The sequence below is a fragment of the Arthrobacter sp. JB02-1C genome, assembly GCF_057748045.1.
In genome coordinates this window covers 910,758-923,904 of the sequence record NZ_CM173235.1, presented here as the reverse complement: position 1 = coordinate 923,904, position 13,147 = coordinate 910,758, and the positions used below count along the sequence as shown (strand labels likewise).

Below are 13,147 nucleotides of genomic sequence, written 5' to 3'. Positions count from 1 at the left end.
ACGCCGCCGACCCGGAACGCGTCAACACCAAAACGCGGCCGGGAGGGCTAAATCTGGGATTCCCGCAGGAAGGCTGCCAGCCCCAGTGGTTCCCGGCCGGTGAGCTCGTGCACGGCCGACGTCGGGCCGGCCAGTTCGCCGGCGGCGATAGCGGTGTAGGTGCTGACCCAGGCGTCCACCTGCCACCGCGGCGCACCGTAGGGCTCCCGGGAGGCGTAAGCCTCCTCCAGGGTTTCGTTGCGGTAGCTGATGGTCCGCCCGGTGCCCGCGGTGAGCAGTTCCGCGGCCGCGGCCAGGGAGAGGTCATCCGGTCCGGTGAGGTCGTAGCTCCGGCCCGTGTGCAGGGCGGGTTCGCCAAGTACCGTCAGCGCGGCGCGGGCGATATCGACCCGGGCGACGGCTGCCATCACACCGCTTCCCGCCGGGCCGCGGATCACGCCGTCTTCGCCGGCCAGCAGGGGCAAGAAGTCCAGGTAGAAGTTGTCCCGCAGAATCGTGTACGCCATCCCGGACGCCTTGATCCGTTCCTCCGTGGCGTAGTGGTCCCGCCCCAACGTGAAGGTGCAGTCCGGGGCCGCGCCGAAGAACGACGTGTAGACAATGTGCTGCACGCCGGCCCTGGCAGCCGCATCGACAAACGTGTAATGCTGCTGAAGACGGTCCTCGGCCTCGGCTGCGGAGACCATGAACAATGTCTTCGCCCCGGCCAGGGCGGATTCGGCCTGGGCCGCATCCGCGTAGCTGGCTACCGCCGGAACAGCGTGCTCGAGTTGCGGGACGCGCCCGGCGTCGCGCACTAGGAGCCGCTGGGGAATGCCGGCGGCTGCCAGCATCCGGGCCACGTTGCCGCCGAGGTGGCCGGTGGATCCGGTCACGGCGAGTTCCGGCAGGGCTTCCACGGGTCAGGCCTGCCGTGAGGCGGGCGACGTGGTCTTGGCCGGGTCGCGTTCGGCGAGGGAGCCGATGGCGGCATCAATCTTTTCCATGATCTCCGCGTCCAGCTTGACCCCCGACGCCGCCACATTCCCGGCGATCTGCTCCGGCCGGGAGGCGCCCATGATCGCCGACGCCACGTTCTTGTTCTGCAGCACCCAGGCCAGGCTCAGCTGCGGCATGGTCAGCCCGGCCTCATCGGCGATCGGCTTGAGCTGCTGCACACCGGTGAGCACCTCGTCGGACATCCATCGTTCGATCATCTGTGCCCCGCCCTTGGCGTCCGTGGCACGGCTGCCCTCCGGCGCCGGCTGGCCCGGCCGGTACTTGCCGCTGAGAACGCCTTGTGCCATGGGGGACCAGACGATCTGGGAGAGGCCGAGCTCCTCCGACGCCGGCACCACCTCCGCTTCGATCACCCGCCACAGCATGGAGTACTGCGGCTGGTTGGAAATCAGCTGAAAGCCGAGCTGCTTGGCGAGGGCGTGGCCGTCGCGGATCTGTTCTGCTGTCCATTCGCTGACGCCGATGTACAGGGCCTTGCCCTGGCGGACAATGTCGGCAAAAGCCTGCATGGTCTCTTCCAACGGGGTCTCGACGTCGTAGCGGTGTGCCTGGTAAAGGTCCACGTAGTCCGTCTGCAGCCGGGACAGCGACCCGTTGATGGACTCCATGATGTGTTTGCGGGACAGGCCCACGTCATTGTGGCCTTTCGGCCCGGTGGGTCCGAAAACCTTCGTGAAGATCTCCACGGACTCACGCCGCTCATTCTTCAGAGCCTCGCCCAGCACCGTTTCCGCGGCGGTGTTGGCGTACACATCGGCGGTGTCGAAGGTGCTGATCCCGGCGTCGAGCGCAGCCCGCACGCACTGGGTGGCGACGTCGTTCTCCACCTGGGAGCCGTGGGTAAGCCAGTTGCCGAAGGTTATCTCCGAGATTTTGAAGCCGCTGTTGCCCAGGTATCTGAATTCCATGGGTCCCAACGTAGCCCAGATGCCGGCCAGGGGTAAGGTCCTAGCTGGCCTTCCGCTGCTGGTCCGGCCGGCCCGGCCGGTGCTTGAGCATGGTGAGAGATCCGGTGTCCAGGACCGGGCTCGCCGGCGGCAGCGGCGGCTTGGCGAAAGCCCGCGGGGCAGCAGAGGCGGTGGCGCTGCCGTTCCGGTCGGTCGCGGATTCGACGAGCGGGCCCACCGCCTCGATTTCCTGCACCGGCGCCTTCGGGCTGGGCAGTTCGCGCACGGACACCGAGATCTCCGGCGCTGCCTCCGCCTTGGCCCGGGCCTGGGCCCGCTCGTCCGCGCGCGCCACGGCCGCGGTCCACTCGGGAGAAAGCTGCGGTTCCCTGCGGGCCGGCCGGGCGGGCTTTGCCGGCGGAGCCGAGCGCACGGCTGGCTGTGCGGTGGCGGGCCGGGCTGCTTGCGCGGGCCCGCGGGGATTCCTGCCGCCGGCTTCGCGAGCGGCCGACCAGCCGACTGCCACGGCCGTGACGGCAACGGCCAGCAGCCGCCCGACGCCGGCCAGCAGCAACGTGATGATGAAAGCGATGAAGACGCCCAGGAACAGGACGAGGCCCAGGGCGAGGGTGCCGAAAAAGGTCAGATTCATGGCGATCGTTGTCGGGTCTTCCACTTCACCTCTCCATTCCAGCGTGCGAGGCCAGTGCCGTCCGCTCACCAGGCACCAGCCCCCGTTAACCTTACGGACACCGGCACGCCGAAACGCGCCGAAACTGCCCGGGGCGGCAGGATGTGTCCAAGCTGATACCTTCGCGGCGGCGGGCTGCCGCAGCAGTCTTCAGCGGCGGACATTCGGCTGGCGGCTATAGTCGAAGGCAGCCGGCGCCGTGCTTCCGGCGCACTGGAAGGAGAACCGTGACGCAGCACCAGGAAGGCCGGGCCGAGTCTTCCGGGGAGCCGTTCGGGGGACGCTGCCCCTGCCTCTCCGGCGAACGGTACGACGACTGCTGCGGCCGGTTCCACCGCGGCGAAGCGGAGGCGCCGACGGCGGAGCAGCTCATGCGCGCACGTTATGCGGCGTTTGCGGTGCAGGACGCCAGGTACCTGCTGCGCACCTGGCACACCGACACCCGGCCTCCCGGGCTGGACCTCGACCCGGCCGTCCAGTGGCGCCGCCTGGACATCGTCTCAACCCGCCGCGGCGGCCCGCTGGACACTGTCGGCTTCGTCGAGTTCAAAGCGTACTTCCGCCACGACGGCGTGAGCGGAGTCCAGCACGAAGCGAGCCGGTTCCGGCGCGAGGGTGGGTGCTGGTACTACCTCGACGGCGGCACCGCGGGCTAACCCTCCTCGAGGGTGTCCGCCGGGGTGAAACCTGCACGGTCCACCTTCCGGTGGAAACGCATGCCCGCGAGGCCGCCCAGCATCGCTCCGATAAGCGCCACGACGGCGATCACCACCGCCGCGATCACGCTGGCCGTGGTGAGGTCACCTTCATTGACGGGAATCCGCGGGAAGCTGTTCAGGTTGGCAAGGACGTTGTAGCGCTGTCCGGCGGTGAGGGCCAGGACGGCCACGACGACCGCCGCTATGAGCGCCCAGACCCACACCATCAGGCCTTGGCGCGCACCGTTGAAGCGGGCCATCCGGCCGGCCACGTAGCCGCCGCAGTAATAGGACACGAAGAGAATCACCAGCAGGGCAATGATGCCGGCGATCCCCACGCTCTGGTTGTTCGACGCCTGGTTGACGGCGTCGTTGACGTTGGTGTTGGTGGCCAGCCCGACGGCGGTGCCGGCGGCGGCGACCAGGGCCGTCAAAAGCACGGCCATGCCGGTGGCGGTCAGCCAGCCGAAGAACGCTGAACCGACCTTGACGCCGCCGAACTGTTCCTTTTCCCGGGCAACGACGGTCTGGCGGGTGGGGACCTCCTCGAGCACAGTGTCCTGCTCATAGCCGCCGTCCCGGACAGCCCTCGAACCCTGGATGGTCCGGGTTTCCGCGGAATCCGCAGCGGCGCGCGGGACCGGCGCGGCAGGAATCGTGCGGGTGTCGTTATAACGCGCTCCGTCGCCCTGCACGCGGGCCTCGGCATTGTGGTCGGGACGGCGTTCGGCGCGCGCCCCGGCATTGTGGTCGGGACGGCGTTCCGCGGTGGTTTCGGCACTCGCGCCGGGGGCCAGCGGGCGTTCCGTTCCCGCGTTGTCCTCACGGGCGTCATGGATTCTGGGTGCCCGGTCCGGTTCGGCGTCCTCCCGGTCACGCCGGGAGGTGCGGTCTTCGGGTCCTACGGGGCTACTCATGATGGCTGCTCGCTTTCATTGATTGACCCGCACCATAACCGGCCGGGCACTGCAATGCTTCGACCGTCATCAGGTCTTGATTCCACCTAACCACGTCCGCCGCAGCGATAGCAAGCCTGCTTACTAATGATCTTCCGCGGGGCTGACATGCCGTTTCCGCACGTCAGCGGTACTTTCGGTGCAAATTCGCCTTCTCCGAGGGGCCCTTCCCGGCGGCGGCGATCCAGGGCCCTGTTCCCTCGGACTGGTCAAGCACGCCGGCCTCGAGCCACTCGTAGTCTCCGGCGAGCACCCGGCGGGTGAGGCCGCGGTCGCCATCGTCGGTGTTGCGCCAGAGCCGATCGAAGTTCTCTTCCACCCGCACCCGCGCCTGTTCGCAGAAGGCATCCGCCAGTTCGTAGGCCGTGGCGCCGCGCTCCGGCGAGGTCCGCAGCAGCATCTCCGCCCGGGAGCAGGACGCCGACATCGCGAACAGCTCGGCCCCGATATCGACGATCCGGCCCAGGAAGGCCTGTTTGTGCTCAAGCCCGGCCTGCCAGCGGCCCATTCCGTAGAACGTCTGCCGGGCAAGCCGCCGTGACGCCCGTTCCACGAACCGCAGGTGCCTGCCGAGCCGGCCAAAGTCGCCGTAGGAACGCGGATCCATGCCGCTGCCGGCCACCAGTTTCGGCAGCCAGCGGGCATAGAAGCCGGAGGCGCCGATGGCTGCCCTCGCCTTGTCGGACAGGCTGGCGTCCGCCGATGCCAGGGCGCCGGCGGCGGCCAGATGGGCGTCAACCGCCTCCCGTGCAATCAGCAGCCGCATGATTTCCGAAGATCCCTCAAAAATCCGGTTGATGCGCATGTCCCGCACCTGCTGCTCTGCCTGGACTGCCCGCTCGCCCCGGGCTTCGAGCGAATCGGCGGTCTCGAAGCCACGGCCGCCGCGGATCTGTACCAACTCGTCCGCGATCAGGCAGCTGATCTCGGTCGACCAGAGCTTGGCCAGGGCGGCCTCGAGCCGGACGTCCTTCTGCCCGGCATCCGCCAGCTCGGCGGAGAGCTCGAAGACCGCGTCCAGGGCAAACGCGCTGGCCGCAATGAAGGCAATCTTTTTCCCCACCGCCTCGTGCTGCCCCACCGGGCGCCCCCACTGGATCCGGGCGTTGGACCATTCACGTGCGATCTTCAAGCTCCACCGTCCGGAGGCAACGCACAGGGCCGGGATGGAGAGCCGCCCGGTATTCAGCGTGGTGAGCGCAATTTTCAGCCCCTGTCCCTCCCGGCCGAGCCGGTTGCCGACCGGCACCCGAACCTGGTGAAACCGGGTGACACCGTTCTCGATGCCACGCAGACCCATGAAGGCGTTGCGGTTTTCGACCGTGATGCCGGGGGTGTCCATCTCCACGACGAAGGCACTGATTCCGCCGCGGTGCTCGGTGCCGTCCGCGTCGGTGTGCGCAGGGACGACCGCCATCACCACCACCAGTTCGGCAATCACCCCGTTGGTGGTCCACAGCTTCACGCCGTCCAGCAGGTACGAGTTGCCGTCGTCGGAAAGCACGGCGGTGCTGCCCATCCGGGCCGGGTCGCTGCCGACGTCGGGTTCGGTGAGCAGGAAAGCGGTCACGGCGCCGGCGGCGCAGCGGGGAAGGTACTCGCGCTTCTGCTCCGGGGTGCCGAAAACCTTGACCGGCTCCGGGACGCCGATCGACTGGTGGGCGGACAGGAGCGCGCCGAGACTGGGGTGCACGGAACCCAGCAACGCGAGGGCCCTGCCGTAATACACCAGCGACAGGCCCAGGCCGCCGTATTCCCGGGGGATCTTCATGCCGAAGACGCCGAGCTCCGCAAGCCCGGACAAGTAGGCGTCCGGGATCAAGGCGTCCCGCTCGATGGCCCTGCCCGACAGCGTCCGGCAGTAGGCCGTGAGCCGTGCCATGAATTCCTCACCGCGTTCCGCCTCATCCGCCGGAGCCTGCGGCCACGGATGAACCAGGCTCAGGTCGAAGCTGCCCAGGTAAAGCCCCTTGGCGAAACTGGGGCGCTCCCAGCTGGTTTCGCGGGCGGCTTCCGCGACGGCCCGGGCATCCGCAGCGGTGGCCTCGGGACCGAGGCGGGCTGCTGCGGGATTCCCGGCGGCCGAATCTTCAGCGGCCGGATCTTCGGTGGGCGGGTTCTCGACGGCGGAGCTCACTGGGCATCTCCTCTAACCGGGTGACCGGCTCGAGCCCTGGATCCGCCGCGGGTGGAGGACCCTTCAGCTGTCCCGCAATACTACCCGCGGGTAGGTGCCGGTGCTAGGGGAGGGCTGGCGCAGAATTTCACCCGGGAAGCCATCTGGCAGGTCCACTCCGGACGTGTGACGGAGAAGGCGGTCCCAGGCTGCATTGATGCCGTGCACCAGGCCCAGCAGGACCCTGGTCGAAAGGAGCCAGCCAAGCCGGCCCGCCCCCAGCAGCGCCAACGCGGCGAACGCGGCGCTGCAGACAAAGACTGCTATCAACAAAGCGAAAACGAGCGTCCCAACGAAGACCAGTGTTGCGGTTTCCACCGTGCTTAGATCGAGCTGCATTCTTCCTCCTGCACCATCGCTTCGGCTGAGCCAGTGGCAACGAGCGTAGGGTGCTGGAGGGTGCGCAGCCAGAGCCGGGCCGCGCGTCAGGACGTCTTGATACGGGATCGAAATGCTACCCGGAGGTAGGTCACGGGCAGGTCGCGAAAACCTCACGAGTAACAGGCGTCACGCCGCGGGCGGCGGTACCTTGTTGCGTGCCGGCCGGGCCGCTCGGGGCTCAGGGCTGGAGGGCTGCGTCGTCCGGGTCCTGGCTGTCCGTGGGGTGCGGAGCGATACTCACCCCCGGCACCGGAACGCCCGGCCCCAGCAACCCGTCCGTTGCGACGGCCGCTGACGCCCCGGCCAAGGCCACCGCCGTCGCCGCTGCTCCGATGATCCATGCTGTCCTGATCCGCATCACGGTCTCCTCCCACCTGCTCCTCCCAGTGTCCTCCCGCGGCGGGGCAGGTTCAACGGTGCTCCGTGAGGCGCTGAGTTAACCTTGTAGTTGGCAGTTTTTCCGTGATCCGCTGCCCGACCCCACTTTCCGGCAGCGAGAGGAGAACTGCGTGTCCCGTTCGGCCCTGTCCTCTGCCGACGCCATCAGCGCCCGGCTCCGGGAGCTTGAGCTCCTGACCAAAGGCCCGGCCTGGGCACTGACCCGCTCGGCGCCGTGGGTGATCGCGGTGCTGCAGGCGTCCTTTACCCGCACCCGGCCGCAGCTGCCGCTGGAACAGTTCCACGCCGACGTCGATGCCTTCCTGGAACAGCTCCGCCGCCAGGACCCGGGCCTTGGCGGCTCGGCGAACGGCAAGGCTTTCGGGGATGAGTGGACCCGGAAGTACTTCCTGACCCGGCGCAACCAGTCCGGCCAGATCGTCTACGAGGTCACCGAGCCGGCGGCCCGCGTCCTGGCGTTCCTGGACAGCCTCTCCAGCGAGCGTTCCACCCTGAACGGTTCCCGGCTGGGGACGCTCCTGGGCGATGTGGAGAAGCTGGCCAACGAAACCAACCCGGACCAGAGCGCCCGGCTCGAATCTCTGGAAGTGGAGATCGGCGAACGCCGCCAGCTGATTGCCGAGATCAGCTCGGGCGAGTTCGATGGACTGCTTGACGACGAGGAAGCCGTCGAAGCCGCGGGCAACATCCTGGACCTGGCCGCGAGCCTGCCCGCTGACTACAAGAAGATGCGGGACCGGATCGAAGAACTGGTCGGCGAGCTCCGGAACCAGATCATCGAGGAATCCCTCAGCAAGGGCGCCACCATGGCCCAGGTGCTGGAGGCGGACAAGCGGCTGCGGCAGAGCCCGGAAGGCCGGACGTTCCGTTCGTTCACCGCATTCCTGGAGGACCCGCAGCAGCAAGTGCGCTTCCGGTCCGCGATCGGGGAGGTCTTGAGCCGGCAGTTCGCCGATGACCTTCGCCCGGAGGAACGCGAGACCCTGAAGAACCTGGTCGCCGAGCTCCGCCACCAGCACAGCCAGATCCAGCGGATCTACGGAAAACTCAGCGAAAGCCTCAACACCTACGTCCAAAGCGACGACTACCGTCAATCCGTCCGCCTCCGCAAGGTCCTGCGGGAGGCCGAACAGGCCATCCGGTCGCTGCCCTACGAACGCGAACGCCCCGGCCTGGTCCGCGGGCCCGTGCTCTTCAACGCCGGCTTTGAATCGCTGGCCATGGTCAAGCTCTTTGACCCGGATGAGTTCGCCGCGCCGCCGAAACTGGCGGACCCGATTGCGTTCAGTGACGTGGACCGGGTGCGCTCGCCGAGGACCGGCAAGGCAAAACCGGAGGTGATCCGGGCCGCGTTCGCCGGAGCTTCCACCCTGGCCGAGGCCTGGGAGCAATTGCCCGGGGACGAACGCCACCTCAACTCCATCAGGGCTCTGCTCTCGCACGCCCTGCACCAGGGTGCCGGCTTCGACCGCGAGGCCTGGGCCGCGCTCGAGTTCGAACAGATTGACGGCTCCGGGCGCACCGCCTACCTGCCCGTCGTTACGCTCAAGAAGGATTGACGATGACCGAAGAGACCACGACGGCGGACCTGCCATCCGCGCCGGCAGCGACGGACAACCCGGGCGACCACGTCCGCAGCGACCCGTTTACCGTTACCCCGCGCGACACCTTCGTCGACGGCGCCGCCCTCTTCCCGGGCGATACCGGCGTGCTCCCGATGAAGGTCCGCCAGGCCCTCGTGAAACTCCTCAAGGGCCCGTACATCGACGGCGGCCGCGACGAGAAGCTCTGGACCACCCTGCTGGACAACCAGCTGATCCTGCGCAGCCGGCTGTCCGAGGTCTTCCTGACCCTCCAGCTGGACCACGAGCGGAAGATAGCCGTGCTGCGTCCGGTGGACCCGGAGGCGATCGGCGGCAACACCCGCTCCAGCATCCTGCGCCAGCAACGGGCCCTCAGCAGGGTCGAAACCATCGTCCTGCTGCGGCTGCGGCTGCTCCTGGACCGCCACGCAACGGCCCAGACCGACCCCACCATCACACGGGAGGAGATTGCCGACCTGGTGGCGCACTACCAGCCGTCGGGCCAGCAGGACGCCCTGCGTGACTCCGACGTGGTCAACCGGGCCATCAGCAAACTCCTCGCCCGCCAGCTGCTTCTCAGCACCGGCCTGGATGAGGTCTACACCATATCCAACGCCCTCCCGCTGGCCCTCCCGTTTGAAAACATCGGCGATATCCCGGCCCAGATCGAAGCCCTCGTCGCCGCCTCCACCGACCCCGCCGGCACCGAACCGCTTCTGGAGTTCGACGGCGACGGCCCCGCAGAAGAGGACGACTCGGACGACGACGCCGATGCCCCCGGTGCCACTCCCGGGGCGGCATCGCCGTCGGCGGCCCCCAACGAAACGATCACGGAGGCAGCCGAATGAGCATCGCGACCATGCTCCCGCTGGGCGAGCTCACGAACCCCGGCCAGATGCGCCTGGCCCTGGTCCAGGTGGTCAACTGGGGTACCTTCCACGGCGCCCACACCATGCACGTGGACCGCAACGGCACCCTGCTGACCGGCAATTCCGGCGTCGGCAAGTCCACCTTGTTCGATGCCATGCTGCGCGTCTTCGATGCCCGGCCCCGTTCCAACGAGGCCGCAGCCCAGCGCGCCGGCGGGGCGGTCGAGGACAAGCGGACCACGTTCACCTACATGCGCGGCAAGGTGGGGGACAAGGCCGTGGGCGACGGGTCGGCCAGCGCGTTCCAGCGGCCGGGCGCGACCTGGTCCGCCGTCGCGCTGACGTTTGATAACGCCGCAGGCACCCGCGTGACCATTTCAGCGTTGTTCGATGTGCCCAAGAACGGAACCGAGTCCAGCGTCGGCCGGTTCTACCTGATCGATAACAAGCCGTTGGACCTGGCCGCACTGGAGGGTATCGCCGAGAAGCGGTTTACCAAGTCCGCCCTGGACGGGATCTTCCCGGACGCCCAGGTTTTCGACGTGCACAAGGCCTTCGCGGAGCGCTTCCGCCGCCTGCTGGGCATCAGTTCGGACCAGGCGCTGCCGCTGCTGCGCGTCATCCAGGCCGGCAAGGGACTGGGCGGCAGCGTCAACACCTTCTTCCGCGACCAGGTCCTTGACGCCCCCGCCACGCTGGCCGCCGCCGACGACGTCGTGGAGGAATTCAGCAACCTGATGTCGATCCGGCAGCGGCTTGAGGATGTCCGCCAGCAGCGCGACCAGCTCGCTCCGGTTCCGGAACTGAACAAGGAGTACGCCCATTCCCTGCTCGACGCAAACCGGTTGCGGGAACTCGCGGGCGAGGAGTTCGAGGCCTACAAGCAGCAGCTGGCGGTCGCGGTGCACGCGAAAACGCTCGAGCGACTCAAGGCGCTGGCGCAGGACAAGGCACGGCAGCTCGGCGCCGAGCGCGGCGTCCGGGACGGCCTGGCCAAGGAATTGCGGGAGCTTGAGGCGGACTACAACAACCAGGGCGGCAACGCCATCTCCGCGATCGAGCAGGCGCTCGAGAACGCCCGGGTGGGCCTGAAGCTCCGCGAGCAGGTCGAGGAAGCCGCCCGTACTGCCCTGGCCGACGCGGGCCTGGAGCTCGAGTGGACGCCCGCTGGCTGGGAGCAGGCGCACGAACAGGCGGCCGCCCGCTCGGCCGCGCTCCGTGACGACTCGGAGGCGCTCAAGGAGTTGCGCTTCGAGGCCTTCGACGGACACGCGACCAGGAAGCGGGAACTCGCGGCGGCCCAGCAGGAACTGCTCTCGCTCAAGTCCCGCAAGTCCCTGCTCCCGCCGTCGAGCATTGAAAACCGCAGCGCCATCGCCGCGGCAACAGGCATCCCGGAGGAGCAGATGCCGTTCGGCGGCGAGCTGATCGACCTCGCCGACGGGCACGAGCAGTGGCGGCCCGCGGCTGAACGGGCGCTGCGGAGCCTGGCCACCACGCTGCTGGTGCCCGGCGAGCACTTCGGCGCCGTGACCCGCTACCTCAATGACCACCCGGTCCGCGGCGCGCTGCGCGCCGTGGACATCTCGAAGCCGCTCGCGGGCGGCGCGCTCGCCGTGCAGGACGCGGCCGACGGCGATCTGCTGACCAAGCTCGACATCCTGACGGCCGGGCCCGCCGGCAGCTCCTTCGCCGCGGCGGGGGAGTGGATCCGGGAACGGATCGCGCTCGATTTTGCCTACCCCTGCGTGGCGGATCCGGACGAGCTGGCCCGGCTGGACAAGGGCCTGAGCCTGGGCGGCGTGGTCAAGCGGAACCGCCATACCGTGGAGAAGGATGACCGCTTCACCGCCTGGCAGGACTATGTCCTGGGCTTCGACAATGCTGCCAAGCTCGAAGTGGTCGCGGCGCAGGTCGAGGAGCTCCGGCTGGAACTGGCCACGGCAGCCGAACTCGCGCAAAGCCGGGAAGAGTCGCACCAGGGCATGACCCGCCAGCTGGACGCGCTCCGGCGGGTCGCGGAAGACCACCGGCCCTGGGAACAGGTGTCAGCGGAGGTGGCTGCCGAGGAGCTGGGCCGGATCCAGGTCCGGCTCAACGATGCCCTCGCGGCGCAGGCGGACCTGGAGCCCCTGCGTGCCAACATCGAGGCCGCCCGGGCGAAGCACCAGTCCAGCACCGAGGCCGCGGCCGTGCTGCAGAGCGAATATAAAGCCCTCGACGGCCAGCTCACGACGGCGGACTCGCTGCTGGACGCGGCCCGGCAGCGTCTGGCCCAGCAGCCCCCGTCGGAAGCCACCGTGGCGGCGCTGGAGCCGTACTTCGCCGGGTTTGGCGAACTGCTCGAGATGCACGAGCTGGACAACCTGGCCAGCCAGGTCCGGACCCGGCTGCTGGCCGAGCTGCACGCCGCAGAATCCCGCGGACAGGCGATCTCGGAGCGGCTCACCCGGATCTTCGAGGGCTTCGTGCGTGAATGGGGCACCGCCATCTCTGCTGACCACGGCACCTCGATCGGTGCCGCCGGCGAATTCGAATCCCGCTACCACGCGATTGTCAGTGACGGGCTACCGGCCCAGGAGGCCGAGTTCCGGCAGTTCTTCAACCAGCGCACGCATGAGTCGTTCAGCACGCTCCTGCACCTGCTGGACGAGGAGCGGCGCTCCATTACCAGCCGGATCCTGCCGCTGAACGGAATCCTTTCCGAGGTCAACTTCCACGAAGGCAGCTTCCTCGAGCTCGACATCAAGCAGACTCTGCCGGCCACCGCGAAGCAGTTCAAGGACGCCATCCAGAACGCGCTGAAGGTCCGGCACGCCCGCGCCGGCAAGACCGGCGGAGCCGCCAGCGCTGCCGCCCCCGCCGCCCCCGCCGCGGAGACCGACGACGACGCCGAACTCACCAACCGCTACAAGTCGCTGGAAACGCTCGTCAAGCGGCTCGGGTCCCAGACCCCCGAGGACCGGCGCTGGCGTGCCGAGGTGCTGGATGTCCGCGGCCACCTGTTCATCCAGTGCAAGGAGCACCGCGAGGTACGGGTGCCGGGAACAGACGGCGCCGAACGGAAAAGGACCGAAGTCTTCATGCACGCGGACACCGGCTCGATGTCCGGCGGCGAGCGGCAACGGTTCACCGCGTTCATCATGGCAGCGGCGCTGAGCTACCAGCTGGGGATCGCCGAGCAGGGCTTCACCACCTACGGCACGGTGATGATGGACGAGGCGTTCGTGCTGGCCTCCGAGGAATTCGCCGGCGCGGGAATCAAGGCCCTGCACGAGTTCGGCTTCCAGTTGCTCCTGGCCGCACCGGAAAATGTGATTGACCTGTCCCGCCACCTCGGCTCGGTCACGGAAATTCTTCGGGACAAGCGGACCAACCGTTCCGGCGTCCTCACCGCCCCGGTGATCGCCCCCGGCCCCCGCTCAACGGGCCGGTGGCGGTCCGAAGCCAACCCGGTGGACATCGTGCTGCGCTGACCTTCGGCGGAGCGGTCATCTCTCGTTCGTCC

Annotated in this window: 11 protein-coding genes; 4 read left to right on the top strand and 7 right to left on the bottom strand. The window is 68.4% G+C overall.

Annotated features, from left to right (window positions below; all coding sequences use genetic code 11):
- Window positions 1–47 precede the first annotated feature (47 nt).
- From AC3ANP_RS04330 to AC3ANP_RS04320, 3 genes are read right to left on the bottom strand one after another with little or no spacing between them, the layout of a single operon-like run.
- Window positions 48–899, bottom strand: coding sequence for an SDR family oxidoreductase (locus AC3ANP_RS04330; RefSeq protein WP_488332116.1), 852 nt, complete (start codon window positions 897–899; stop codon window positions 48–50).
- 3 nt (window positions 900–902) lie between these two features.
- Window positions 903–1,907, bottom strand: coding sequence for an aldo/keto reductase family protein (locus tag AC3ANP_RS04325; protein WP_488332115.1), 1,005 nt, complete (start codon window positions 1,905–1,907; stop codon window positions 903–905).
- Window positions 1,908–1,947: 40 nt separating this feature from the next.
- Window positions 1,948–2,562, bottom strand: coding sequence for a hypothetical protein (locus AC3ANP_RS04320; RefSeq protein WP_488332114.1), 615 nt, complete (start codon window positions 2,560–2,562; stop codon window positions 1,948–1,950).
- Window positions 2,563–2,804: 242 nt separating this feature from the next.
- On the opposite strand from AC3ANP_RS04320, the gene AC3ANP_RS04315 reads away from it, so the two are divergent.
- Window positions 2,805–3,233, top strand: a complete 429-nt coding sequence (locus AC3ANP_RS04315) for a YchJ family protein (RefSeq protein ID WP_488332113.1) — start codon at window positions 2,805–2,807, stop codon at window positions 3,231–3,233.
- Here the strand turns inward: AC3ANP_RS04315 and AC3ANP_RS04310 are convergent.
- The 4 genes from AC3ANP_RS04310 to AC3ANP_RS04295 form a co-directional block, all read right to left on the bottom strand.
- Window positions 3,230–4,192, bottom strand: coding sequence for a YrzE family protein (locus AC3ANP_RS04310; RefSeq protein WP_488332112.1), 963 nt, complete (start codon window positions 4,190–4,192; stop codon window positions 3,230–3,232). The two genes, AC3ANP_RS04315 and AC3ANP_RS04310, sit on opposite strands and share 4 nt — an antisense overlap.
- A 163-nt stretch (window positions 4,193–4,355) precedes the next feature.
- A complete protein-coding gene (locus AC3ANP_RS04305) occupies window positions 4,356–6,368 on the bottom strand; it encodes an acyl-CoA dehydrogenase family protein (protein WP_488332111.1) in 2,013 nt (670 codons plus the stop codon).
- A gap of 63 nt (window positions 6,369–6,431) precedes the next feature.
- Window positions 6,432–6,746, bottom strand: coding sequence for a hypothetical protein (locus tag AC3ANP_RS04300; RefSeq protein ID WP_488332110.1), 315 nt, complete (start codon window positions 6,744–6,746; stop codon window positions 6,432–6,434).
- A gap of 220 nt (window positions 6,747–6,966) precedes the next feature.
- The gene (locus AC3ANP_RS04295) at window positions 6,967–7,146 is read right to left on the bottom strand and encodes a hypothetical protein (RefSeq protein ID WP_488332109.1); all 180 of its coding nucleotides are present in this window, start codon (window positions 7,144–7,146) and stop codon (window positions 6,967–6,969) included.
- Window positions 7,147–7,297: 151 nt separating this feature from the next.
- On the opposite strand from AC3ANP_RS04295, the gene AC3ANP_RS04290 reads away from it, so the two are divergent.
- The 3 genes from AC3ANP_RS04290 to AC3ANP_RS04280 are packed head-to-tail and all read left to right on the top strand — an operon-like array spanning window position 7,298 to window position 13,115.
- Complete coding sequence (locus tag AC3ANP_RS04290) at window positions 7,298–8,746, top strand: DUF3375 family protein (RefSeq protein ID WP_488332108.1); 1,449 nt, start codon at window positions 7,298–7,300, stop codon at window positions 8,744–8,746.
- A gap of 2 nt (window positions 8,747–8,748) precedes the next feature.
- Window positions 8,749–9,618, top strand: a complete 870-nt coding sequence (locus AC3ANP_RS04285) for a DUF4194 domain-containing protein (protein WP_488332107.1) — start codon at window positions 8,749–8,751, stop codon at window positions 9,616–9,618.
- Complete coding sequence (locus AC3ANP_RS04280; protein ID WP_488332106.1) at window positions 9,615–13,115, top strand: ATP-binding protein; 3,501 nt, start codon at window positions 9,615–9,617, stop codon at window positions 13,113–13,115. The genes AC3ANP_RS04285 and AC3ANP_RS04280 overlap by 4 nt, the downstream gene beginning before the upstream one ends.
- The last annotated feature ends 32 nt before the right edge of the window (window positions 13,116–13,147 follow it).